This window comes from Vibrio sp. 10N.286.45.E10 (genome assembly GCF_002874195.2).
GTDB classification, from domain to species: Bacteria; Pseudomonadota; Gammaproteobacteria; order Enterobacterales; family Vibrionaceae; genus Vibrio; species Vibrio crassostreae.
Genome location: NZ_MCWD02000001.1, coordinates 435975 through 461894 on the forward strand (window position 1 = coordinate 435975; position 25920 = coordinate 461894).

General features: G+C 45.9%; 16 protein-coding genes and 1 riboswitch. Of the genes, 8 read left to right on the plus strand and 8 right to left on the minus strand.

Annotation, left to right across the window (positions count from 1 at the left end):
• Positions 1–190 precede the first annotated feature (190 nt).
• Entirely contained in the window at positions 191–4087 is a 3897-nt protein-coding gene (purL, locus tag BCU34_RS01800; protein WP_102478364.1) for a phosphoribosylformylglycinamidine synthase, read from the plus strand.
• Between the two features lie 264 nt (positions 4088–4351).
• On the plus strand, positions 4352–4885 hold the full coding sequence (locus tag BCU34_RS01805; protein WP_008223831.1) for a DUF3332 domain-containing protein: 534 nt from the start codon (positions 4352–4354) through the stop codon (positions 4883–4885).
• 98 nt (positions 4886–4983) lie between these two features.
• Here the strand turns inward: BCU34_RS01805 and dapD are convergent, their stop codons facing one another.
• Positions 4984–6015, minus strand: a complete 1032-nt coding sequence (gene dapD, locus BCU34_RS01810) for a 2,3,4,5-tetrahydropyridine-2,6-dicarboxylate N-succinyltransferase (RefSeq protein ID WP_102478363.1) — start codon at positions 6013–6015, stop codon at positions 4984–4986.
• Positions 6016–6519: 504 nt separating this feature from the next.
• Here dapD and BCU34_RS01815 point away from each other — a divergent pair.
• On the plus strand, positions 6520–8511 hold the full coding sequence (locus BCU34_RS01815; protein ID WP_102478362.1) for a bifunctional metallophosphatase/5'-nucleotidase: 1992 nt from the start codon (positions 6520–6522) through the stop codon (positions 8509–8511).
• 134 nt (positions 8512–8645) lie between these two features.
• Here the strand turns inward: BCU34_RS01815 and BCU34_RS01820 are convergent, their stop codons facing one another.
• From BCU34_RS01820 to BCU34_RS01840, 5 genes are all read right to left on the minus strand, one after another.
• Entirely contained in the window at positions 8646–9287 is a 642-nt protein-coding gene (locus tag BCU34_RS01820) for a MarC family protein (RefSeq protein ID WP_065676366.1), read from the minus strand.
• A gap of 242 nt (positions 9288–9529) precedes the next feature.
• Positions 9530–10519 carry a GGGtGRT protein gene (locus tag BCU34_RS01825; protein WP_050645517.1) on the minus strand — a complete coding sequence of 330 codons (990 nt, stop codon included), beginning with the start codon at positions 10517–10519 and terminating at the stop codon, positions 9530–9532.
• 21 nt (positions 10520–10540) lie between these two features.
• Complete coding sequence (locus BCU34_RS01830) at positions 10541–11233, minus strand: iron-sulfur cluster assembly scaffold protein (protein ID WP_102432259.1); 693 nt, start codon at positions 11231–11233, stop codon at positions 10541–10543.
• Positions 11234–11427: 194 nt separating this feature from the next.
• Positions 11428–11512: riboswitch (Fluoride riboswitch) on the minus strand.
• 155 nt (positions 11513–11667) lie between these two features.
• On the minus strand, positions 11668–11961 hold the full coding sequence (locus tag BCU34_RS01835; RefSeq protein WP_008223840.1) for a YebG family protein: 294 nt from the start codon (positions 11959–11961) through the stop codon (positions 11668–11670).
• Between the two features lie 88 nt (positions 11962–12049).
• Complete coding sequence (locus BCU34_RS01840; protein WP_048657887.1) at positions 12050–12946, minus strand: LysR family transcriptional regulator; 897 nt, start codon at positions 12944–12946, stop codon at positions 12050–12052.
• Positions 12947–13154: 208 nt separating this feature from the next.
• Here BCU34_RS01840 and BCU34_RS01845 point away from each other — a divergent pair, with 208 nt between their 5' ends.
• From BCU34_RS01845 to recD, 5 genes are all read left to right on the plus strand, one after another.
• On the plus strand, positions 13155–14105 hold the full coding sequence (locus BCU34_RS01845; protein WP_170960879.1) for a TDT family transporter: 951 nt from the start codon (positions 13155–13157) through the stop codon (positions 14103–14105).
• A 127-nt stretch (positions 14106–14232) separates the two neighbouring features.
• Positions 14233–17745 (plus strand): exodeoxyribonuclease V subunit gamma, encoded by a 3513-nt coding sequence (gene recC, locus BCU34_RS01850; RefSeq protein ID WP_102480746.1) that lies wholly within the window; start codon positions 14233–14235, stop codon positions 17743–17745.
• Positions 17746–17751: 6 nt separating this feature from the next.
• Positions 17752–17913, plus strand: a complete 162-nt coding sequence (locus BCU34_RS01855) for a hypothetical protein (RefSeq protein WP_165918461.1) — start codon at positions 17752–17754, stop codon at positions 17911–17913.
• A gap of 241 nt (positions 17914–18154) precedes the next feature.
• On the plus strand, positions 18155–21829 hold the full coding sequence (gene recB / locus BCU34_RS01860; RefSeq protein WP_102480747.1) for an exodeoxyribonuclease V subunit beta: 3675 nt from the start codon (positions 18155–18157) through the stop codon (positions 21827–21829).
• Positions 21829–24039 carry an exodeoxyribonuclease V subunit alpha gene (gene recD / locus BCU34_RS01865; protein WP_102480748.1) on the plus strand — a complete coding sequence of 737 codons (2211 nt, stop codon included), beginning with the start codon at positions 21829–21831 and terminating at the stop codon, positions 24037–24039. The genes recB and recD overlap by 1 nt, the downstream gene beginning before the upstream one ends.
• 52 nt (positions 24040–24091) lie before the next feature.
• On the opposite strand, the gene BCU34_RS01870 is transcribed toward recD, so the two are convergent.
• Both BCU34_RS01870 and argA read right to left on the minus strand, forming a co-directional pair.
• Positions 24092–24283 carry a hypothetical protein gene (locus tag BCU34_RS01870; protein ID WP_008223046.1) on the minus strand — a complete coding sequence of 64 codons (192 nt, stop codon included), beginning with the start codon at positions 24281–24283 and terminating at the stop codon, positions 24092–24094.
• Between the two features lie 283 nt (positions 24284–24566).
• On the minus strand, positions 24567–25904 hold the full coding sequence (gene argA, locus BCU34_RS01875; protein WP_048663694.1) for an amino-acid N-acetyltransferase: 1338 nt from the start codon (positions 25902–25904) through the stop codon (positions 24567–24569).
• Between the last annotated feature and the right edge of the window lie 16 nt (positions 25905–25920).

Genomic DNA, 25920 nt, shown 5'->3' on the forward strand with positions numbered 1-25920 from the left:
GCAAACGGTTGCTTTTGGTGTTACGTCACAAAAAGAAATGCTTTATAATGCGCTCGCATTGAAGAGGTGGAATCGGCATAGGTTTGGCAACCTTCGGGAATAGCTTCGAAGAAAACAGTTAGGTTGTTCCTATAACCCACTGAATTTATTCCAATACTACCTTAATCAACTGCATAAGAGACGTAAGCACATGAGAATTTTGCGTGGCTCCCCAGCTCTATCTGAGTTTCGTGTTAACAAGCTTTTAGAGCTTTGTCGTGAATTAAGCTTACCTATAACAGGTATTTACGCTGAGTTTGCCCACTTTGCTGATCTAACGGCAGACCTAGATGAGTCTGAAGTTGAGAAGCTAGAAAAGCTACTGACTTACGGTCCAACGATTGAAGAGCATGAACCTGAAGGTTTACTGCTGCTTGCAACGCCACGCCCGGGCACTATCTCGCCTTGGTCTTCAAAATCAACAGATATCGCACACAACTGCGGACTGGCTAAAGTGTCACGTCTAGAGCGCGGTACTGCTTTCTACATTGAAACCTCTTCTGAACTTTCTGAGCTTCAACTTGTTGAGCTGAAAGCGATTCTGCACGACCGTATGATGGAAGTGGTTTTCACTGACTTCGAATCAGCGGCGGCACTATTCACGGTTGCTGAGCCTGCTCCTTATGCGGAAGTTGACCTATTAACTGGCGGACGTAAAGCGCTTGAAAAAGCAAACGTTACCCTAGGTCTTGCACTTGCAGAAGATGAGATCGATTACCTTCTTGAAAGCTTCACTGAGAAGCTAGGTCGTAATCCGACTGACATCGAGCTAATGATGTTTGCACAAGCGAACTCAGAGCACTGTCGTCACAAGATCTTTAACGCTGATTGGACTATCGATGGCGTTAAGCAAGAAAAATCATTGTTCAAGATGATTAAGAACACCTTTGAAACGACACCAGAGCACGTTCTGTCTGCTTACAAAGATAATGCAGCGGTAATGACAGGTTCTGAAGTCGGTCGTTTCTTCCCAGATCCAGAAACTCGCCAATACAACTACCACCAAGAAAAAACACACATCTTGATGAAAGTTGAAACGCACAACCACCCAACGGCAATCTCTCCATGGCCGGGCGCATCGACAGGTTCAGGCGGTGAAATCCGTGATGAAGGCGCGACTGGTATTGGTGGTAAACCAAAAGCTGGTTTGGTTGCGTTCTCTGTATCTAATCTTAAGATCCCGAACTTCGTTCAACCTTGGGAAACAGACTTTGGTAAGCCAAGCCGTATCGTTACTGCTCTGGATATCATGCTTGAAGGTCCTCTTGGCGGCGCAGCATTCAACAACGAATTTGGTCGTCCAAACCTGCTAGGTTACTTCCGTACTTACGAAGAGAAAGTTAACTCTCACGCTGGTGAAGAAGTACGTGGTTACCACAAACCAATCATGCTAGCTGGTGGTCTTGGTAACATCCGTGATGAGCACGTTCAGAAGAAAGAGATCCCAGTAGGTGCAAGCCTAATCGTTCTTGGTGGTCCTGCGATGAACATCGGCCTTGGTGGCGGTGCGGCATCTTCAATGGATTCGGGTTCTTCTTCTGAAGATCTAGACTTCGCTTCTGTACAACGTGAAAACCCAGAAATGGAACGTCGTTGTCAGGAAGTTATCGACCGTTGTTGGCAGCTAGGTGATGCGAACCCAATCGCATTCATCCACGATGTGGGCGCGGGCGGTATCTCTAATGCTCTTCCTGAGCTAGTAGACGATGGCGAGCGTGGTGGTATCTTTAACCTACGTGATGTGCCAAACGATGAGCCGGGCATGAGCCCACTTGAGATCTGGTGTAACGAATCTCAAGAGCGTTACGTAATGGCGGTTGCTGACGAAGACATGGCAACGTTCGACGCTATTTGTAAGCGTGAACGCGCACCTTACGCAGTGGTTGGTAAAGCAACGGAAGAGCGTGAACTTAAACTTGAAGATTCACACTTCAACAACACGCCAATCGACATGCCAATGGACATCCTTTTAGGTAAAACACCTAAGATGCACCGTGACGCGAAAACGCTAAAAGCAAATAACCCAGCGATTGACCGTTCTGGTATCGAGATGAACGAAGCGGTTGACCGTGTTCTTCGTCTACCAACAGTGGCTGAGAAAACATTCCTTATCACTATCGGTGATCGCTCGGTAACTGGCCTTGTGGCTCGTGACCAAATGGTTGGCCCATGGCAGGTTCCTGTTGCTAACTGTGCTGTAACTGCGGCAAGTTACGACTCTTACCACGGTGAGGCGATGTCTCTTGGTGAGCGTACGCCAGTGGCACTACTAGACTTCGGCGCATCTGCTCGTCTAGCGGTTGGTGAAGCAATCACAAACATCGCAGCGACCAATATCGGCGATATCAAACACATTAAACTGTCGGCTAACTGGATGTCTCCAGCGGGTCACCCAGGTGAAGATGCAGGTCTTTACGAAGCGGTGAAAGCAGTTGGTGAAGAACTATGTCCAGCGCTAGGTCTAACTATCCCTGTGGGTAAAGACTCAATGTCGATGAAGACTAAGTGGGAAGAGAATGGCGAGCAGAAAGAAGTAACGTCTCCGCTATCTCTTGTTATCACTGCGTTCGCACGTGTTGAAGATGTTCGTAAGACGATTACGCCTCAACTTCGCACTGACAAGGGTAATACAAGCCTAGTTCTTATCGACTTAGGTAACGGCAAAAACCGTATGGGTGCTACAGCACTAGCGCAAGTTTACAAGCAGCTTGGTGACAAGCCAGCAGACGTAGACAACGCAGCACAACTAAAAGGTTTCTACGAAGGCGTTCAAGCACTTGTGGCTAACGACCAAGTTGTCGCTTACCACGATAAAGGCGACGGTGGTCTATTCGTAACGCTAGCTGAAATGGCGTTCGCAGGTCACTGTGGTGTTAACGCTGATATTGCAGCGCTAGGCGAAGACACACTAGCAGCACTATTCAACGAAGAGCTAGGTGCGGTAATCCAAGTTCGCAACGACGACCTAGACGCAGTTCTTTCTACTCTTGCAGCAAATGGCCTAGAAGCGTGTTCACACGTAATTGGCTCTGTTGAAGCATCTGACGAGGTAGTGATTAAGTCAGGCGCAGACGTTGTAATCCAACGTAACCGTACTGAACTACGTACTATCTGGGCTGAGACAACGCATAAGATGCAAGGTCTACGTGATAACCCAGCATGTGCTGACCAAGAGCACGAAGCGAAGAAAGACAACTCAGACCCAGGTCTGAACGTGAAACTAAGCTTCGACGTAAATGAAGATATCGCTGCACCGTTCATCAACACTGGCGCTAAGCCTAAGATGGCGATTCTACGTGAGCAGGGTGTTAACTCTCACGTGGAAATGGCAGCAGCATTCGACCGTGCAGGTTTCGAAGCGACAGATATTCACATGAGCGACATCCTAACGGGTCAAGCGGTTCTTGAAGAGTACAACGGGCTTGTGGCTTGTGGTGGCTTCTCTTACGGTGACGTACTAGGCGCTGGTGAAGGTTGGGCGAAGTCGGTTCTGTTTAACGATTCGACGCGTGACCAGTTTGAAAACTTCTTCAAGCGTGAAGATACCTTCTCACTAGGTGTGTGTAACGGTTGTCAGATGCTTTCTAACTTACGTGAACTTATCCCAGGAGCTGAGTACTGGCCACGTTTCGTTCGCAACGAATCTGAGCGTTTTGAAGCTCGTTTCAGCCTAGTTGAAGTTCAGAAGTCTGATTCCGTATTCTTCAATGGCATGGAAGGTTCTCGTATGCCAATTGCGGTTTCTCACGGTGAAGGTCGCGTAGAAGTGCGTGACAACGACCACCTAAACGCGATTGAAAACTCAGGTACAGTTGCCCTACGTTACGTTGATAACAACGGTAACCAAACGCAGCAATACCCGAACAACCCGAACGGTTCGCCAAACGCTATCACTGGTTTAACAACGACGGATGGCCGCGTGACAATCATGATGCCTCACCCAGAGCGTGTATTCCGCACGGTTGCAAACTCTTGGTCTCCTGAAGGTTGGGGCGAGAATGGCGCTTGGATGCGTATGTTCCAAAACGCTCGTAAGAATGTAGGTTAATCACTTTCTTACAGGTCGCATTAATCTAGGCTAGGTTATGCAAAAATGAAAAGCGCAGATCGAAAGGTCTGCGCTTTTTTATTTCCTAAGATTTAGGAACCGGTGCGAAACAATTGAGGTTTGCAGTTTGCTGTTCTAAAAATCTCCACTACGCTAAATGTTATGGAATCAATTTGTTAGGCGAATAATTCTTGCACTCGAGCAAGGAAAGCTTCGTTCGGCTATGCAAAAACTGAATCAATCATCGTGGCATAAGAGGGATCTATGAAAACAACAATTACAAAAGCCGTTGCAGTGGCAGCGATTGTTATGTCGTTAGCTGGGTGTGTAGGTAGTAACGCGGTTACTGGGAAATTAATGAAGTTCAACGTCGAGGTGGTAGATAACCGTTACGCTCGTGCAGGCGTCAACTTCTTGCTTGCTCCGGTTTACGCACTAACCACCGCAGCCGATTACATTGTCTTTAACTCAATCGAATTCTGGGCGGGTAAAAACCCACTCACAGGCGCGCCTCACATCTTTGATAGCAAAGTCGACACCATGATTGATGTGAACGACAGCCTTGATGATTCACTAAAAGAAGCGCCACTTGGTTTCAATAATCGCCAGATTGAATGGGGTGAGATGCAACAAATCGATGAGAACACCATTCGCATGGACATCACCTACAACGATGGCCAGAAAGCCGTTCTGACGGGTGTTCGTGATGGCGATAAGGTCAGCTACTACATGGATGGCACGCTAGTATCAGAGACCTCTATTCAAGCGCTTGAACAGCTAGCCGCAGAGAAAGCGTAACCCTTTCAGCTAGAGACTAATAAAAGAAAAGCCGCTGGAGTTAACCCCAGCGGCTTCGTATTTTTTAGTATCTAGTAATTTAGCATCTAGCGCTTAAATTAGTTGTTGCTGTGTAGCTCGCTGTTCAGTTCAACAGCAGACTTGTTCGCTAGACATTCAATTTGACCAGTGATCGAGTTGCGACGGAACAGAAGATCAGAAACGCCAGCTAGGTCACGCGCTTTGATGATTTCTACTTCGTTGCCTTCTTTATCTAGCATGCGAACTTTAGTACCTGCAGTCACATATAGGCCAGACTCAACAGTACAACGGTCGCCCATTGGGAAGCCAAGACCCGCGTTTGCGCCCAGTAGGCAGTTTTCGCCGATAGAGATAACCATAGTACCGCCACCAGATAGCGTACCCATGATAGAAGCGCCGCCGCCGATGTCTGAACCGTTACCTACAACAACACCCGCAGAGATACGACCTTCGACCATGCTTACGCCTGTTGTACCTGCATTGAAGTTGATGAAACCTTCATGCATTACTGTTGTGCCTTCGCCTACGTGTGCGCCAAGACGAACACGAGAAGTGTCAGCAATACGAATACCTGTTGGTACCACGTAATCCACCATTTTAGGGAACTTGTCTACGCAATCTACAGATAGAGCGCGACCCGCAAGGCGAGCTTCGATTTGGCGCTCAGCCAGCTCAGGAAGGTCGATTGGGCCTTCGTTAGTCCATGCGATGTTGTGCAGTAGGCCGAAGATGCCGTCCAGTACCGTACCGTGTGGTTGTACTAGGCGGTTAGAGATAAGTTGTAGTTTTAGGAAGCCTTCAGCAACTGATGCTGGCTTCTCGTCAGTAGCAAGAACAACAAGAACAAGTGGCTGTTCAGATGCTGCTGCTTTTTCTGCTAAAGATGCGTTTGCTGAATCGTCGTTTGCTGCGAATGCTTTCGCTAGTTCCGCGCTCTGTGCAGCAGAGATTTCGATAGCTTGGTTGCCTTCAGTGTAACCTGCAACTTCACCAACAGCCGCAACAAGAGCGTCACTTGGGTTTAGAAGTGGGTTAGGGAAGAACGCTTCAATGATTTTATTGTCGCGGTTTTTGGTTGCCGTACCGAAGGCTAGTGAAAAGTAAGCCATGTTGAATCTCCATGTGTTGAGTCTTGATTTTGCTATTTCATAACAGCGGCTCGAATAACAAGCGCTGCCGTTAGCAAAGTTAATTTAATTGCGTTCATCATAAAGAGAGCGCTCTCGTTATGAAAGGGCGTATCGGGATAAAGTCTGTAAAATGATATTGCTTGTCTTTCTGGCGATAGTTTTCATTATCCGGATATTACTCTCTGAGCTTATTGTATTGATCATTGCTTAAGCTGCTTTGCACCGCTCCATTCTCATCCCAAATCTGCACTTAGAAAGAAGTCTCTTGTTCGCTATATCAATAGAGCTAGTCACAAATTCTTTATAAATATCTGTTTAGTATCGGAATTAATCGAGTTCTGTTGATTAATCGCTTGTGCCTACAGTCCGAGTAATTACTCAGTTTTTCCGCTGTGTAATTAAGATAGCGATCACTAAAACACTTAAGGATATAAGTATATTTCCAGCCATAACGACATTAAAACGATTAATAAAGGATCTTCTATGAATTTTACTAAGTCTTTACTGGTGCTCTCTATCGGCGTAGCGATGGTTGGTTGTGGCTCGGACAGTGACGATATTATTGTTCCCGATATGACATTGCGCATAGCACATGTGAATGACACTCACTCAAATTTTGATCCTGTAAAATCCAGTTTTACTATGGGTGCTGATGGCAAGAAGGTTTATAACGAATTTGGCGGCTATCCTCGCCTATTGAAAGCCGCTGACGATATCAAAGCAGGGGCTAAAGCAGACAAAGAACCTTTGTTATTCTTGCATGGTGGTGATGCATGGCAAGGTACCGCTTACTTTAAGCTAAATGAAGGTGCTGCAAACGCAGACTTATTGTCCCAGATGGGGTTAGATGCAATGGTACTTGGGAACCATGAATTCGACTTAGATACCGACAAGCTCGCATCGTTCATCAATACGGTTAGTTTTCCGATATTAGCAAATAATATGGATGCATCAAAAGATCAGTCTTTAAGTAATGTAGATAATTTATACCCTTATCAACTGTTTGCATTTGAAGGCTCAGAAAAAAGAGCAATTACCTCTGTTTCTGATGCAAGTGATGATGAGAAAGTTGTTGCGGTAATCGGTGTTGTTTTGGGGGATATGCCAACGATAGCTACCGGGACTGGTGATGTGACATTTAGTGACCAAATTACAGCAACTCAAGCCACTATAAATGATTTAAAAACCAAGGGTGTGAATAAAATCATTGTTCTATCACATATAGGAAATGCTGCCGATAAGGATCTAGCTGCCAATACAACGGGTATCGATATTATTGTTGGCGGTCATTCTCATACTTTACTTGGTGATTTTACCGACCTTGATCAAGGTAATAATGGTATTTACGCCGAAATGATCCCGCAAAAAGATAAGGCACAAAATACTTGTGTGGTTCAAGCTGGTCAGTATGCCGAAGCTATCGGAGACGTTGATGTAGCATTTGATATAAATGGCAACCTCCTATCATGTGTTGGGAATAATACTTTATTATCAAATGATGAGTTTTATCATGATTCTCATCGAGAACATCAAATGGTTAGCTCTGATAAAGATGATGTAACTTCGTTTATTGATGATAACGATAAAATCACGATTAAAAATGAAGATGTTGATTTAAGAACCCGTATCGACGCGACTTATAAGCCTGCTCTTGAAGCTGCATATGGTGATGTTGTTGCAGCCGCACCGACTGAAATCAGTCATGAGCGTCGTCCTGGTGATGCTGGAACAGATGTGCACGGTTCTGATGTTGCACCTATGATAGCTCAAGGTATGATTTATTGGGCAAATCAAGCGTCGGTAGCAACTGTTACCGGTAAAAATGTCCAGATTGGTTTGGTGGGAGCTGGTGGTGTTCGAACGGATATCGCGTCAGGTGATTTCAGGGAAGGTAACGCTACGCTAGAATTATTACCATTCTCGAACTACCTGTCGATTTTAACAGTGAAAGGCGAGGTGATTCGAAACCTTATTGACAGCACAATTGAGCCGACGCTTGCTGAAGGTGCTCATGCTGGTAAGTTCCCGTATGTATCGGGTATGCGTTACACGTTTACAGAAGATGTGAAAGGTGTATCAGGTACAGTTACGAATCTAGAGGTAAATACTGGAACAGAAGTAAACCCAGTATGGGCGACAATGAACGATGCCGCTGACTACACTGTTATCGTTAATAACTATAATGCAAGCGGTAGTGATGGTTGGAATGTATTAGGCGATGCTCAATTAACATCAACAGATCGTCAAGACATAGTTATTTCAGGCGATAGTTTTAAAACTTACAAAGTTAACAACTTGTCATACGATGGAAGTACCGAGAAGTATAGCGTCATCTATGACGGTGGTATTAAACCATGTGCGGAAGGCTCAGGTGACATATGTAATACTGATGCTGAATCATTTATCTCTTGGGCTGAGCATAAGAAAGTACTAGAACCACTAGGGTTTGAAACAACAACGATGGAATATAAATAGTACTGATACCGCACTTGTCGGAGCGTTATTTATTGTTATTCAAAGCCTTAAAAGACAAGGGTATAGATTAACAGTAAAAGAAAATAGCCAGCGAATCGCTGGCTATTTTTGTTTTAGATTTTTGTAGTCTGAGCTTAAACAAACAGCGCCTTATGAGCTTGTTCAATACCTTCAATCAACATCTGCATACCGATTACCGCTAGTATCAAACCCATCATTCGAGTAATCACATTCAGTGCACTTGGCCCAACGGCTTTCACGAAGCGTTCGCCGAATACAAATAATACATAGGTTAAAGTACACAGTAGACCAAAGGCGACGATGGTGATGATGGTCTCGTAAATCCCCTCGGTACTGGCAAAGTTCATCGCAGTGGCAATGGTGCCCGGGCCGGCCAGTATTGGCATAGCTAAAGGTGAAACTGCGATACTTAGCGCCGCGTCTCGTTGGGCATCTGAGTTGACCTTCTCTTTCGCTTTGGCGTGTGTTGAGTCGCCTTGTAGCATGTGAAAGCCAATCAAAAAGACCAGAATACCGCCCGTGATACGCAGTGCGTAAAGCGTGATACCAAAGAGGTCAAAGATCAGTTTGCCAGAGAGTGCAAACGTACTGACGATGACGAATGCGATAAACACTGAACGGAAGGCGATGGACTTGACCGTTTCCCTGTCATTGTCACCGGTTAATCCAAGAAAGATTGGCGTATTAGCGATTGGGTTCATGATGGCAAAAAAGCCCATGAACACGGTAATGGTATGAATGATGAGCTCTTTCATATTATTCCTTTGAAAAGATGCAGTTAAATACTAATGGCTAGTGTATTTAATCTTAGATACAAATAATTATTAGAAATAGATAGTAGAGCAAGTATGAATAAAAAACAGCCAGCACAAGGCTGACTGTTTGATTTTAGTGATAGGGGTAGAGTTTTGGTCGCGCGTTATTGCGAGTTTCTCAATTATTAAGCTCGACACAACGGCCTCTATATAACAGGCCGACGGTGGAGCTCGTTTTGGCGCTATGCGTTTTGAGATTCACTCACTGCGACAGCCAATGCAACTGTAGCACCGACCATTGGATTATTGCCCATGCCGATGAAGCCCATCATCGCCACGTGAGCAGGAACAGAAGAGCTACCTGCGAACTGGGCGTCAGCGTGCATTCTGCCCATGGTATCTGTCATGCCGTAAGACGCTGGGCCTGCTGCTACGTTATCTGGGTGTAATGTTCGACCTGTACCGCCGCCTGAAGCTACTGAGAAGTATGGCAAACCTTGGCGAGTACGTTCTGCTTTGTAGATACCCGCTACAGGGTGTTGGAAGCGAGTAGGGTTGGTTGAGTTACCCGTAATACTGACATCCACTTCTTCTCTGTGCATGATAGCCACACCTTCACGTACATCATCAGCGCCGTAACACAAGATGTCGCCGCGAGGGCCTTGTGAGAAACGGCGACGTTCAGTTTCAACAAGTTCACCTGTTTGGTAATCGTATTGAGTGCGCACGTAAGTGAAGCCGTTGATGCGCGAGATAAGATAAGCCGCATCTTTACCTAGGCCATTTAAGATCACTTTCAATGGGTTTTTGCGTGATTTGTTGACGTTTAGCGCAATTTTAATCGCACCTTCTGCTGCAGCAAAAGATTCGTGACCCGCTAGGAAGGCGAAGCAGTGGCTCTCTTCATTGAGAAGACGAGCGGCTAGCGCGCCATGTCCAATACCAACTTGGCGTTGTTCAGCAACACTGCCAGGTTTGGTGAATGCTTGAAGACCTTCACCAATAATATTAGCGGCTTGTTCTGCGCTGGTGGCTTTACGAAATAACGCCAGTGCTGAGCCAAGGATATAAGCATCTGCAGCGCTTTCAAAAGCGATAGGTTGGGTATCCATCACTAGCGCTTTTGGATCAACGTTGTGGGCTTTACAGTATTGGTCAGCTTGCTCCAAAGAGTCGAAGTTCATTTCTGCCAATACGCGAGTTACTGATTCATTAAATTGAGTGTTCATCATATCTTTCCTCTAAATTGGCAATTAGTGTTGGCGTGGGTTAATAGTGGTCACGGCTTCATCGAAGCGGCCATAGGTCCCTGTCGCAAGGTCGGCCGCTTCATTCGCTGGCACGCCTTGGTTAATCGCCTTCATCATTTTGCCGAGGTTGAGATATTCGTAGCCAATCACTTCGCTGTGATCATCAAGTGCAAGCTTGGTCACGTAACCTTCTGCAAGCTCTAGGTAACGTACGCCTTTTGCAGCGGTTGAGTAACTGGTACCCACTTGGCTGCGCTGTGTTTGACCTAAGTCTTCTAATGCAGCGCCAATTTCTAGACCACCTTCAGAGAAAGCTGATTGAGTTCGACCGTAAACAAACTGCAGGAAGATTTCACGCATGGCTACGTTAATAGCGTCACATACTAAGTCTGTATTAAGTGCTTCTAGGATAGTTTTTCCGGTGAGGATTTCAGCGGCCATCGCGGCTGATTGAGTCATGCCTGAACAACCAATCGTTTCGATTAGTGCTTCTTCGATGATGCCGTTTTTTACGTTAAGAGTCAGTTTTGCAGCACCTTGTTGTGGTGCACAAGTGCCAACACCGTGGCTTAAGCCAGAAATAGCGATGACATCTTTTGGGCTAACCATTGCGCCTTCAACTGGAATTGGAGCTGAATTGTGAAGGTCACCCCTTTGAATAGGGCACATTGATTGAATTTCTGAAGAGTAGTGCATAATGTTTTCTCACTTGTAGAGCCATTTAAGACCTAGGGCGTTGAGAAAACAGGACGTGTTGGAAGAGGTGCGGCTAATTCACTACAGATCTTGAGTATCGATAATCCAAAGGTGTCATGGGTCTTGGTCTCAATAGACTAAGTCCATTTCAAAATGGAGGAATAGCGATACATCCAACAGTATTACCTGTTTTCGATTCTGTAGGAGTCATTAGCACTGTTCGAAAAGAACGGGCGGTTGAAGCAAAAGCTTAGGTGGAACCCCATCACCTGATGGCTATAGATTAGATCTTTATCACACTTTTGTGCAAGCGAATGTTTAGAGCGATTTCGACTATAAACAAGCTTCATTATATTTCGAAAAGTATAAAAAAACGCCAATAACGAACTCTGATTAGAGGCGTCATTGACGTTTTTTAGAAAGGTATCAGCTAGTTAAGCTGCATCTTCTTCTGCGTCTTCAACAGCTTCAAGCTTCTTAGCTTTTTTCGGAGCTGGCTTACGCTTAGCACCTAATGCGTAAAGAACTTCTTCTTTGTTCTTCGCTAGGTACATTGCAAGTTCTTCTTGCTTGCCTTCATCTTCAACTAAATCGCTTTTGCCTAACAGTTCAAAAAGCTCATCAGCCATATCCAGCATTTTGTCGTATGCGTCAGCTTCGGCTTTAGAGGTAAAAGTCATTTTCTCTTCTCCGTTGCGTTCCACCACGTACTTGACGATAACAGCCATGGTTAATCCTCTAAGTTTGATAAATTTTACTGGCTTTTTATACAGTTTCTGATGTTAAAAGTCCAGTTGGAGCCCCAACTATGCGGCCTCAATCTTGATGTGTAGCCCAGTCTTCACAATAACTCATGAAAGATTTCAGCAGCGGGCTCTGGTATTTGTCTTTATGTACCAGCATCCAGAAACGTCGTTTCATGTCGAGTGGCACATCGAGCGCTTTCACCCGGCCTGAATCAATCGCTCGTTGCGCCGCCAATCGTGATAAACACGCGAATCCAAGATTGGCAGAAACCGAATTGATGATCGCCTCTGTCGTGTTGAGTTCAAAAGATTCATACCAGTGTTCGATACGTGGTGCGACGGCACGAAGGAAAAACTCGCGAGTCCCTGAGCCTGATTCACGTAGAATCCAATGGCTGCCTTCTAAATCGCTTAAAGTTACTTTTTCTTTTGAAACGAGAGGATGTTGATTACTAACAATAATACACATTTCATCGCTGCTAAACTGACTCGAAATGAGTTCAGGGTGTAATGTTTTTCCTTCAATTAGCGCGATATCAAGTTCATAATCCACCAACTTTTGACAGATCAGTGCACTGTTTGAAATGAACAAGCTTTGATCCTGGTGCTGAGTTCGTTCACGAAAACCTGACAAAATAAACGGTGCGACCTGATTACCAATCGTGTCACTCGCGCCGACCTTTAAATTGCCACTTAAAGGCTGGTCGTCACGGAACAAAACATCAATACCCGCAGCTCGGTGAAGTATTTCATCAGCCAAAGGAAGTAACTTATGTCCCTCTTGGTTGAGAATTAATCGGTTGTTGACCCGGTCAAATAGAGAGTGGCCGAGTTGTTTCTCCATTTCGCCTAGTGCCATGCTGACCGCAGCTTTAGACAAAAACAGCGCTTCTGATGCTGCGGTAAGCGTCGAATGCTGGGTAATGGTGACAAACACTTTGAGTTGTTTAATTGAAATATTAGCCATCAGATTCCTAGTTTTGCTCTGCTGGTGAAAACGGGTTCTGTTCAGTATTGATGAACACTTGTTATATATAATTGGATATTGTTTAACGAAGCGCAAGCGTATTATGGCTTCAACAAGCTGATGAGTTCACAAGTTTAGTGAATTAAGTTTAAGAGAGGCTGACATGATTCAACGTATTAAATATAGATTAACAGGAGCTCCAACACCCATGGCAGGGTTAGCACTAGCAATCGCAAGCTTAGGCTGGTGCTGGGATGGCGTTTTAGTCGCACAAGGTATTTTGCACACCCCAGGCTTAGTCCAGTGGATCAGTGCAGCTATTGCAGCGGTATTGCTTCTTGTTTTAGCTGTGAAATTTTTGATTCACGGTCATTTACTTCGTGAAGATCTTGCTCACCCTGTTGTCGGCAGTGTGGTACCAACATTTGCAATGGGGTGCATGGTGGTGTCAGCGTCTTTGGCGCCAATCTCTCAATTCTTACAAGAAGCTATGTGGTTGGCTTCTGTGGCTTTGCACGTTGTGTTTCTAATGAGCTTTTTGTACCACAGAGCTAAAAACTTTGAGATTCACCACATGGTGCCAAGCTGGTTTGTGCCACCGATCGGTATTATCGTCGCTGACGTCTCTTTCTCTGGTAATCCAGTTTTAGAGCCAGTAGCTAACGCGACTTTGGTATTCGGCTTATTGGTTTACGCAGTAATGCTACCAATCATGGTTTACCGTTTGATCTTCGCTCACGAAGTGCCAGATGCTGCAAAACCAACGATTGCGATTATGGCAGCACCGGCAAGCCTATCTTTAGCGGGTTACTTAACCGTTACTGCTAGCCCTTCACCTGTGATCATTGGTTTACTATTTGGTATTGCAGTGTTGATGACGTTCATTATCTATATGGCGTTTTTCAAACTACTTCGTCTTCCATTTAGCCCTGGTTATGCAGCGTTTACCTTCCCAATCGTGATTGGTGCAACAGCCTTGTTTAAACTGGCTGCGTGGATGCAAGCACAAGGTATTGAAGCGCATTACATCAATCAAGTGTTTGGCCTAGCGTATCTTGAATTGATTGTGGCTACGTTGGTTGTGGGTTATGTCGCTGTTCGTTACTACATGAACTACAAACCTCATCGTGTTTTAGGCGCGGTAGCGGGTAGATTGTAAGAGGCAATAGTTCAAAAGATAAACGAAGCTTAAGCTTTCGGTATTTCATAAGCTTATATTCCTCATCCAAACTCAGCACTTATGCTAATCTGGCAGTATATTGTGGCAAGATTAGCGTGAGTGCACTTTGTTTACTGTTTATCATTCCAATAAAGTTGATACTTTAAAAATCCTTCTCGTTCACTTAATCAAAAGTGACCCTTTAGCCAATCCTTTCGAAAAAGAGCAGATCTTGGTTCAGAGCCCTGGTATGTCTCAATGGCTTAAGATGGAACTCGCCAAAGAGTTTGGTGTAGCAGCAAATATCGATTTTCCTCTCCCAGCAACCTTCATTTGGGATATGTTTACCCAAGTGCTTCCTGATGTACCGAAACGCAGTGCTTTTAATAAAGAAGCGATGACGTGGAAGCTAATGAATTTGCTACCCGCGAAGCTTGACCATCCTGATTTCTTACCCCTACAGCGCTATCTTGAAAACGACGAAGACGGCTCTAAGCTGTATCAATTGGCAGAGAAAATTGCCGATATCTTCGATGGTTACTTGGTGTATCGACCTGAGTGGATGGCGATGTGGGAAGCGGGAGAACCCGTTGCAGAATTGATTGATAGTGAAGGGCAACAAGAGCACCCTTGGCAGCCAATTTTGTGGAAGGCACTCTACGAGCAAACGCTCTCTCAAGGCCAATCAAAGTATCACCGTGGCAACTTGTATCACGACTTCATTGAAGCGTTAGCTAATCAACAAGGCCAGTTACAACACCTGCCGAAACGTTTGTTTGTGTTTGGTATTTCGTCACTGCCTCCTCGCTACATGGATGCTTTGAAAGCACTTGGCGAACAGATTGATGTCCACCTGATGTTTACCAACCCTTGCCAACATTACTGGGGCGATATTCGTGACCGTAAATACTTGGCTAGAGTGGAAGCGCAGCGTCGTAAGCAGTTTGCTTTGGTTGATGGTTTACCTCTACTTGAAGGCGAAGCCTCACCATTGAAAGATGGCATTGAAGCCAATATTGAAGACGAACTGCATACCAGCCAAGCGGTCGGTAATAGCTTACTTGCGTCTATGGGTAAACTGGGCAGAGATAACCTGTTCTTGCTGTCTCAATCAGACAGTGAAGAGCATGAGTTCTTTATTGATGTTGAGAGAGACAGCCTGCTGCATCAACTGCAAGCGGATATTCTTGAGCTAGAAGAACACCAAGACGATCACATCTTAGATTCCAGCAACCACAAACAAGTGGTTGAGCTGGGCGATCGCTCGTTGACGGTACACGCTTGTCACAGCCCAATGCGTGAGGTTGAAGTTCTTCATGATCAGCTGTTAGCAATGTTTGACGCTGACCCGACACTAAAGCCACGCGATATCATCGTGATGGTGGCAGATATCAATGCCTACAGCCCTGCGATTCAGGCGGTATTTGGCAATGCTCCGGGTGAGCGTTACATCCCTTACTCGATCTCGGATAGAACCGCAGATCAAGAGAGCCCAATTTTGACGGCGTTCATGCAGCTAGTCGCGCTACCAAACACGCGCTGTTTAGCTTCTGAACTTCTAGAGTTATTAGAAATCCCAGCGATGATGGCACGCTTCGGTATTGATGAATTTCAATTTGAACAAGCTAAGCAGTGGGTTGAAGAAGCGGGTATCCGTTGGGGTGTCGATTCTTCTACCGCAACTGAATTTGACTTACCTGCTACTGAACAAAATACCTGGCTATTTGGTATCCAGCGAATGCTACTGGGCTATGCGATGTCGGATTCTGCAGGTTTGTTTGAAAATGAACACTCTCCAATTGCCGCTTATAACGAAGTTCAGGGCATTAACGCCGAACTTGCAGGTAAGTTAGCGCATTTTATTGACCGCATTGCTCATTACCGTCAACGCCTTGCTGAGACGCAATCTATCGACATGTGGCGTGAAACCTTGCTGCAAATGATTGATGATTTCTTTGCGGTTGAGTTAGAAGGTGAGGTGGTGCTTAAGTCGATTCGCGATGCACTTTCTCAACTGAATGAACAGCTTGATGATGCCTTGTACGAACAAGAGCTATCGCCAAGCATTATCTATCAGTACTTGAATAATAAACTGTCGGGCGCGCGTATTAGTCAGCGTTTCTTAGCGGGACAAGTTAACTTCTGTACCCTGATGCCGATGCGTTCTATTCCGTTCAAAACCGTTTGTCTATTAGGCATGAATGATGGTGTTTACCCGCGCTCAATGCCACCGGAAGGTTTTGATTTGATGAGCGCCCAAACTCGCTCGCCGAATGGCGTAGGCAAAAAGAGTCTAGCTCGTCCCGGAGACCGTTCTCGTCGTGATGATGACCGCTACCTATTCTTAGAGGCGATGTTGTCAGCGCAAGAATGTTTGTACATAAGCTATGTCGGCCGTTCGATTCAAGATAATACTGAGCGAGTGCCGTCGGTATTGGTTTCAGAGTTGATAGAGTACTGCCAGCAGAACTACTGTCTAAGTGAAGACCAAGCGCTACCAAGTGATGATTCTGGTATCAAGCTGACTCAAGCGATCAGTTTTGAACACACCATGACGCCATTTAGCCCGGCTGCCTTTACTCAAGGTGATTCAAGCCATGTGCTGAGTTACGCCAAAGAATGGCTTCCTGCGGCTAACCGTTCCGGTGAACGCAGTGGTGAATTCAATCGTGCCTTGGATGACTATTTGCTTGGTGCGACCTATCCATTGGAATTGGATTTGGTTGAGCTGCAGCGTTTCTGGCGCTTGCCAGTGCAATACTTCTTTAATCGCCGACTAAAAGTGGTGTTTGAGCCCCCGCTTCCGGTAATGGAAGACGATGAACCGTTCGTGCTTAATGGTTTAGAAAGTTTCCAACTAAAAGACGCTTTGCTTCAAGTATTACTCGATCATCCTGAAGGGGCGGATGAAGCGGTTCGCTTGTTTGTCTCTGAGCAAAAAGCTCAAGGTCGATTACCGGTTGGCGCTTTTGGTGATATCGAATTTGAAACCAACCGCGTTCAAGCAGAAGACTTAGCCAAAGAGATTCGATTTGTAAGTGGGCAGCCACAACAAGATCTCGAGGTAAATATTGAATTTGACGTACTAGGTGAGGGCAAACCGGTTCGTTTGATGGGTTGGCTGACTCAAAACTATCAATCGGGTTTAGTGCGTTTCCGTAGTGGCAAAATTCGCTCGCAAGATTACTTGGCTGCGTGGGTCGATCACTTGTGTTGTGCGGTGATGGGGCACGGCAAAACGACTCATATTATTGGCTATGACAGAAAAGAAGGCGTGGTTCACCAAACGCTACAACCTATCGGCGATGCGCAGCAGGCGAAGAGTTTATTAGCTGAGTTAGTGCGACTGTTCTATCAAGGTATGACTGCACCACTGCCGTATTTCCCGAAAACCGCCTTGGCCGGCGTTGAAGCGGGCTTTAGCCGTGGTAAATGGGTCGATGATGAAGAGAAGTCGCTCAAGAAAATGGCCGATACTTTTAATGATAGCTTCGCTTTCACGGGCGAGGGTCGAGATACCTACATCTCGCGTATTTGGCCTAAGTGGGACGAGGAGCTGGCGGCTGAGTCGCGTATGTATTCAACGCTTGTGTTACAGGCGGCAAGGTTGGCTGCTGCCGATCTGGAAGATCAGGAGTAAGTGGCTGTGATCGACAAGATCAGTAGCGTGTGCGCTGAATTAATGAAAAACGAAAGAGAGTCGCTGGTAAGCATTTGGGGTGCTTACTTTCCAGGTGAAGGGAATCAAGGTGAACAGAAGCAAGGTACAGGAAATAAAGTGGCCGCCAGTAAATCATTATTAGTGTAGGGCGTTCGCTGTACGGCCACAGGTCAGAGGGACCATTATTCTGTGGTTCAAAGTAACGCCGTAAAGTACAAAACTCGTACGCGCTCCTGAACTCGTGGGCGCATAGTAGCGAGGCGATCTGAATTGATCCGTGAGAGAGATCGCACTAACTATTAACAAATCAGCGTAGGACGTAAATTGAATGACGTTTTCCACGCTAGGTCACATTTGTAACAACATATTTATCAGAAGGCAGTAAGGCATGACGACCACAAGCAGTGTTCAGGTAATTGCTCCACAGACACTCGATACCATGACGTTTCCACTTCATGGCGCGCGTTTAATTGAAGCATCAGCGGGTACGGGTAAAACATTTACCATCGCTGGTTTGTACTTGCGCCTACTGCTCGGGCACGGCACGGTAGCACCACAAGGTGAGCTTACAGAAGCTACCCGACACCATGAGCCACTGACCGTAGATCAAATCCTGGTAGTGACCTTTACCGAAGCGGCAACCGCAGAGCTGCGAGATCGTATCCGTGCACGAATCCATGATGCGCGCATTGCGTTTGCTCGCGGGCAAAGTGATGACCCAGTGATTGCGCCTCTGTTGCAAGAGATCGAAGACCACGCTGGCGCTGCGAAAACACTGCTTAATGCCGAAAGGCAAATGGACGAAGCGGCGGTATACACCATTCACGGTTTCTGTCAGCGAATGTTGACTCAAAATGCTTTTGAGTCTGGAAGCCGTTTTGATAATGAATTTGTGACCGATGAAAGCCATCTGAAAGCACAAGTAGTTGCCGACTATTGGCGTAAACAGTTCTACCCGCTGCCGACTCAATTAGCTGGTGAGGTTCGTAATATCTGGGGTTCTCCCGCTTCGTTATTAGCTGACGTAAATCGTTATCTGACGGGATCTCCACTAAAGCTAACCGTCGAAGCAATGTCGGGCGATTTACAAACTCTGCACAATCAAAACCTAGACAAAGTGAAGCAACTTAAAGCGCTGTGGTGTGAATCTGAAGCGGACTTTTTGGCTTTGATTTCAGGTTCAGATGTGAACAAGCGCAGCTACACCAAGAAGTCTTTGCCAACATGGCTAGAAGCGGTAACAGCATGGGCGCAGAGCGACACCCATGATTACCAGTTCCCAGATAAATTAGAGAAGTTCTCACAAGCCACTCTAATTGAAAAAACACCCAAAGGCACCGCGCCTCAGCACGCCGTTTTCGAAGCGATTGAGGACTTCTTAAATTCTCCAGCAGATCTAAAAGCTCCATTGCTGGCGCATGCCATTACCCATTGTCGAACTATGCTAGCCAAGGCTAAGCAACAAAAGCAGTGGTTATCGTTTGATGATTTGTTGACTCAGTTATCCGCGTCAATCGATGTCGATGAGCAATCACTGCTGGTGGAGAGAATTCGCACCTTATACCCAGTAGCGATGATCGATGAATTCCAAGATACCGATCCGCTGCAATACAGTATTTTTAGTCGAATCTACCTAGATAACCCGCAATGTGGCTTGTTTATGATCGGCGACCCGAAGCAGGCTATCTATGGCTTTCGCGGCGCAGATATCTTTACCTATATCAAAGCGAGAAACCAAGTTAGTGCTCACTACACGTTAGGCACTAACTGGCGTTCGAGTGCGGATATGGTCAGCGCGGTAAACCAAGTGTTTATGAATTCGGATAGCCCATTTATCTACGACCAAGATATTCCATTTTTGCCCGTCGCAGCCAGCCCATCGGCCGACAAACGCCAATGGGTGATGAATGGTGAAACTCAGCACGCGCTCACCTTTTGGCTGCAAGAGGCGGAAGAAAAGCCCTTACCGAAAGGCGAATACCACAAGGCAATGGCCGAGGCGACGGCGAGTCAAATTCAAACCATTCTGACTGCTTCTCAAAACCAGCAAGCCTATTTTGATAACGGTAAAAAACAACATGCCGTGAATGCAGGTGATATTGCTGTCTTGGTTCGAACCGGCAGTGAAGGGCGTCTAATTAAAAATGCATTGTCGGAACAAGGCATTGCGAGCGTGTATTTGTCTAACCGAGATAGCGTGTTCACCAGCTTGGTCGCGCAAGATATTCAACGCCTATTGCAAGCGGTGCTGACTCCTGAAAACGACCGTGCATTGCGCGCGAGTTTAGCGTCGGAGTTGTTTGCTTTGGATGCCGCATCATTGGATGAACTCAATAACGATGAAGTGGTTTGGGAAAACGTCGTTAACGAATTCCGAGAATATCGTAAGTTGTGGTTGCAACGTGGCGTATTACCAATGCTTCGCAGCGTGATCAGTAAAAGGCACCTCGCCGAACGCTTACTAGAAGAAGAAAATGGTGAGCGCTCACTCACTGATTTGATGCACATTGGCGAATTGCTGCAACAAGCTAGGCAAGAACTCGACAGCGACTATGGCTTGTTACGTTGGTTAGCAGAAGCGATATCAGATGCGCAAAATGGTTTAGGTGGCAGTGAAGACGACATTCAACGCCTTGAATCAGAGAGAAACTTGGTTCAAATCGTTACCATCCACAAATCAAAAGGCTTGGAATATGACCTCGTATTTTTGCCGTTTGTCGCGAGTTACCGTGAAGCGAGTGAAGGCAAGTTCTACGATCACGAATCAGATACCACAGTGCTTGATATTACCGGTAGCGACAGTGCTTTGGCGCAAGCCGATAAAGAGCGACTCGCGGAAGACCTGCGTTTGATTTATGTAGCGCTGACTCGTGCCGTTTATGGCTGTTTTATTGGTATGGCTCCTTTACGTAAAGGGCGTTCAACCAAAGAGCCGACCGGCGTTCACTTAAGTGCCATGGGCTACTTGGTTCAAAACGGACAAGAGCAAGGCATCGCTGAGTTACATCAAGCTCTGTCAGCGATTGAGGGTAAGAATTCAAGCGTATTGCTGTCTGAAACACCAACCGCTCACGAACAAGTTTTTGTGCAAACAGAGCAAGTGAGTGACGACTTACAGGCCAATGAACTTAAAGCTTCAATTGACCGAGCTTGGCGTATCACCAGTTATTCAGGGCTTGTAAAACAAGGCAGTCACGGCGCGAGCCATGATGCGACAATTGAGGTGTCTGGCTTCGATATTGACTCGGCTGATGAACAAGATGAGTCGGAACTGATTGAACCTGAACGTTCTATATTCACGTTCCCTCGCGGCGCTCGCCCAGGTACCTTCTTGCACACCTTGTTTGAGGATGTTGAATTTACTGAGCCAGCAACCAGTAAACATAACACGCAAGTAATCACTCACTTATTAGAGTCGGAGCAATACGAACTAGAGTGGTTACCTGTGCTTCAACAACTGGTCGATACCGTTCTTAACACAGCGTTGGATGGTAAAAGCTTAAAGCTAAGCGAGAAAGACTCGACGCAACGTTTAGTTGAGATGGAATTCTTACTGCCGATCGAAGTATTGGCTGCATCTGAACTGAATCAAACCATTCAATATCACGATCCGTTATCGGCAAAAGCGGGCGATCTAGGTTTCCAAACCGTGCAAGGTATGTTGAAAGGCTTCATCGATTTGGTGTTTGAGCACCAAGGTAAATACTATGTACTCGACTGGAAATCGAATCACTTAGGAGATGATGTTGCTGTCTACCATGGCGAGGCATTGAAATCGGCGATGGCCGACCATCGCTATGATTTGCAATATCAAATTTATGCATTGGCGTTGCACCGTTTCTTACGCAGCCGCGTTGCCAATTACAGCTACGAACAACATTTTGGTGGCGTGTACTACTTGTTCTTACGAGGAATGGACGGCCAATCTCAGCAAGGTATTTTCTCGGCCAAACCAACACTGGCTTTACTTGCTGAAATGGATCAATTGATTGACGGTAAAGTGATAGACAGACGTTCGGCACAATTGAATGACGATGAAACTGGACAGATGGGGCTTTTATAATGACAACAACGACCACTAATACCGGCATAGATACTGCGAACACAGCAAAGCCAGTTTCACTTATTCCTGAGCAACTGATGGATGTACTCCAGTTTCTTGCGGATAAGGGTTCTATTCGTCAGTTGGATTATCAATTTGCCCGTTTTATTGCTCAGCAAGCCACGAGCTACCCTCAAGAGATCGGCTTTCTCGCGGGGGTAGTGAGCCATGAATTAGGCAAAGGACACATTTGTACTCAGCTTATACAGCAGCATACGACAGGCCCTGCACAAACGGCAGATCTAGCCCAGTTACTTGGTTTGTACGGTGAAACGGCCCTGCAATTGAATCAAAAGTTGTTAGGTATTGATTGGTTGGCGGTACTTCAATCGTCCAATTTAGTTGGAGCAACCAATGACTGTGTTAAGCCGCTGATGTTTGATGGACAGCGTGTCTACTTACAGCGTTACTGGAACTACGAGGTTGTACTGGCTGACACGTTAAACCGTTTAAGTAAGCCAGTAGAGTTCAATATTGAACAGAAAAAGGCGCTGACGGAAACACTCAATCAGCTCTTTGCACGCAGCTATCACTTCCTGTTTAACGCCTTAGCCAAGGCTGAAGCAAGCCAACAAACGTCTCAGGTGTTACGCCAACAATTGGTGTGTGATCATCTTGATATTGTGAATGAGCAGGCTCTAGATTGGGGAGCAATCGACCAAGCGATTATCCAAGCCAAGCAGGTAACAGACTTAGATGTGCTAGACAGCTTGGTACCGTTATCGGCATGTTTGAATTGGCAAAAAGTGGCGGCAGCGGTGGCGCTGAGTCGTCGCTTTGCGGTGATTTCCGGTGGGCCGGGTACTGGTAAAACGACCACAGTAACCAAGTTATTGTCGGCGATGGTCGAGCAATCATTAAGCCAAGGAAAAACACCTACGATTAAGCTAGTGGCACCAACGGGTAAAGCGGCGGCGCGTTTAACTGAGTCGATTGGTAAAGCGATTGAACAGTTGCCATTAGCGCCTGAAGTGAAAGCCAACATACCAACGGAATCGAGTACCTTACACAGATTACTCGGCGCGATTCCTAACCGTGCTGAGTTTCGACATAACCGACGCAATCCACTCCACCTTGATATCTTGGTGGTGGATGAAGCGTCGATGGTTGATCTGTCGATGATGTATAAGCTGGTGGATGCACTTCCTGAGCACGCAAGGCTTATCCTGTTGGGTGATAAAGACCAACTGGCTTCTGTTGAGGCGGGCGCGGTGTTGGGTGATATCTGCTCATTTAATTCTACAGGTTACAGCAGCGCGCAAGGCAACTTGATTGCGGATATGACAGGTTTCGATGCGATAGCGAAGACACAACAAGCAAAAGCAGGAACCGTTAATCCACCGGCAATTGCAGATAGTCTGTGTATGCTGCAGAAGAGTTATCGTTTCGACGCGCGTTCTGGTATCGGGCAGTTGGCAAAAGCAATCAATAACGGGTCTGCGAATCAAGTCGACCAAGTGTTTGCCAAAGGATTTGGCGATATTGAAAATCATCCTCTATCGAGTGACAGCTACAACTTGATGCTGCGTACCTTGGTTAATGAGTATGGTGCTTATCTCAACCGAATGAATGTGCCGTTAGAAGAATTAGAAACCCAAGAAGCGAGAGCCAAATCGGTACTCGATTTGTTCAGCCAATGCCGACTGTTGTGTTCTATTCGTGAAGGTGATTTTGGTGTTAAAGGCCTCAACCATCGTATTGAAAGAGCGCTTGCTGCAAGACGCTTGGTGAATCCGCACAACGATGAACTTTGGTATCACGGGCGACCAGTAATGGTAACGCGTAACGATCATGGCTTGGGGTTATACAATGGTGATATTGGTATCTGTATGCTCGAGGCGGATTCACACCAGTCAGACTCAACTCCTCGCTTGAAGGTTTATTTTGAGTTGCCCGATGGCAGCGTAAAAGCGGTGTTACCAAGCCGAGTGCCTGATCATGAAACCGCTTATGCGATGACGATTCACAAATCTCAGGGCAGTGAATTTGATTTAACCTTAATGATCCTGCCGCCAGATTTCAGCCCCATCTTGACGCGAGAGCTTATCTACACAGGTATTACGCGTGCGAAGAAACGACTGATGATGTTCAGTGATACTAATGTATTAAAGCGTGGGATTAAGGTGAAAACAGAGCGAGTGAGTGGTTTAGGCAGTCGCTTAACCAACTAAAGATGATGTCGATGTACGTACAAAGCAACCATCCCTGGTTGCTTTGAGCGTGCTAGGAATCAGTGCCTAAAAACGCTCGAGTAAACGATATGTGGTTTATTTTGTATTTTGCTTGGCAATTCAAAATAAACTCTTTTAGATTCTCGCTCACAGGGAACACGCAGTGTACGTCTAGCCCTTCTAAGAATTGGTTATCAGCCATATCCCAAAAACTTTGCAGCGAGTTACAAACAATGGTTCTCATATCAATGTTGCTCTTTTTGCTGTTTATATTAACGAGCAGAGCTAATGTTAGCGTGCTGACCGTCAACGGGTATAGCAATCCGTGCAGTGACCACCTCAATGCATTTGATATGACAACCGAGATGGTAATTCCAATAAAAACATTTGTTATTTTGTTAAAGCGACTAAATTCTATACAATTTTGCGTGTGAGTTAAAGTGCATAGTTAATAAATCTCATATAGAAAACGATTACGTTTGCAATTATTTTTATTTTGAAGTGAGATTCCGCTCCAAAAACTTTATTTATACGTTGAGCGCCAGGATCTTTGAGTTTCTCTGATAGTTGTATAGCCCTTGTTTTTCCATCGGTAACTCATCAACTGCTATCTCGTAAAAACCTTGTTCACGAAACCAATGAAGGCTGTGTGTCGTTAGGACAAATATTTGGTCGATATCGCGAGATTTTGATTGGTGGCGCATGTAATCCAGCAGTAATTGCCCACGATTTCCATCACGATAATCAGGGTGGATTGCAACACACGCCATCTCTGCCATGTGATCTTCCGGGTAGGCGTATAGCGCCGCGCAACCAATGATCAGTCCGTCTTTTTCGATAATGGTAAAGCGGTGGATCTCCTGCTCTAATTGCTCTCTTGAACGACGAACCAAGATGCCTTGTTCTTCTAAAGGACGAATGAGATCAAATATGCCACCAATATCGTCAATCTGAGCTTGTCTTACTTGCTCTGCACTCGCCATGACCACTTGGGTGCCAATACCATCAAAAGAGAACAGCTCTTGGATTAATGCGCCGTCGACTTTGTAGCTGATTAGATGGCAACGAGGTACGCCTGCACGACAAGCTGAGATCGCACCTTTCAAGAAGCGCAGCGTTCCTGTGCTCATGTCTTCGGCAGGTTTTTGAGATTCTGTTAAGCGTTCTAGAATTTGTTTGGCGTCTTTAGGGAAGAGTTCGGCGAGTACATTGCCGCTTTCATCTGTTACCCCTTGTTCGGAGCAGAACCCAATCAGCTTGTCGGCTTTTAAACGAATGGCTACTTGAGTCGCGACTTCTTCAGAAAGTAGATTAAAGCTTTCGCCAGTCACGGAGCTAGCTATAGGCCCAAGAAGGACGATGGAACCTTGGTCAAGTGTGCGATTAATCCCTTCTATATCGATTCGACGAATACGCCCACTGTGGCAATAATCTGTACCATCATCGACACCTAACGGTTGCGCGGTAATGAAGTTACCACTCATCACATTGAGTTGAGTGCCTGCCATAGGGGTGTTGTTCAAGCTCATTGAAAGGCGAGCAGTTATGGCTAGTTGTAGCTGGCCAGCTGCCTGCATAGCAACACCCAGAGAGTATTCATCGGTGACTCTAATATTCTTGTGATAAGGCGTATGGCAATCTTGTTTTTCTAGCAGTTGGTTGATCTGTGGCCTTGCCCCGTGAACGAGAACAATCTTCACGCCAAGGCTATGGAGTAGGGCAATGTCGCTAATAATGTTACCAAAGTTTCTATCGGCAACAGCTTCGCCTCCCAGCATAATGACCATGGTTTTGCCACGGTGAGCATTCACGTAAGGGGTTGATTGTCTGAAACCTTTTACTAACGCTGTACTTCTTAATTTCACAGAACAAGTCCATTTG

Excerpts from the sequence above, each read along its gene's own strand:
- purL (WP_102478364.1), top strand. The coding sequence starts at position 191 with ATGAGAATTTTGCGTGGCTCCCCAGCTCTATCTGAGTTTCGTGTTAAC.
- BCU34_RS01805 (WP_008223831.1), top strand. The coding sequence starts at position 4,352 with ATGAAAACAACAATTACAAAAGCCGTTGCAGTGGCAGCGATTGTTATG.
- dapD (WP_102478363.1), bottom strand. The coding sequence starts at position 6,015 with ATGGCTTACTTTTCACTAGCCTTCGGTACGGCAACCAAAAACCGCGAC.
- BCU34_RS01815 (WP_102478362.1), top strand. The coding sequence starts at position 6,520 with ATGAATTTTACTAAGTCTTTACTGGTGCTCTCTATCGGCGTAGCGATG.
- BCU34_RS01820 (WP_065676366.1), bottom strand. The coding sequence starts at position 9,287 with ATGAAAGAGCTCATCATTCATACCATTACCGTGTTCATGGGCTTTTTT.
- BCU34_RS01825 (WP_050645517.1), bottom strand. The coding sequence starts at position 10,519 with ATGATGAACACTCAATTTAATGAATCAGTAACTCGCGTATTGGCAGAA.
- BCU34_RS01830 (WP_102432259.1), bottom strand. The coding sequence starts at position 11,233 with ATGCACTACTCTTCAGAAATTCAATCAATGTGCCCTATTCAAAGGGGT.
- BCU34_RS01835 (WP_008223840.1), bottom strand. The coding sequence starts at position 11,961 with ATGGCTGTTATCGTCAAGTACGTGGTGGAACGCAACGGAGAAGAGAAA.
- BCU34_RS01840 (WP_048657887.1), bottom strand. The coding sequence starts at position 12,946 with ATGGCTAATATTTCAATTAAACAACTCAAAGTGTTTGTCACCATTACC.
- BCU34_RS01845 (WP_170960879.1), top strand. The coding sequence starts at position 13,155 with ATGGCAGGGTTAGCACTAGCAATCGCAAGCTTAGGCTGGTGCTGGGAT.
- recB (WP_102480747.1), top strand. The coding sequence starts at position 18,155 with ATGACGACCACAAGCAGTGTTCAGGTAATTGCTCCACAGACACTCGAT.
- recD (WP_102480748.1), top strand. The coding sequence starts at position 21,829 with ATGACAACAACGACCACTAATACCGGCATAGATACTGCGAACACAGCA.
- BCU34_RS01870 (WP_008223046.1), bottom strand. The coding sequence starts at position 24,283 with ATGAGAACCATTGTTTGTAACTCGCTGCAAAGTTTTTGGGATATGGCT.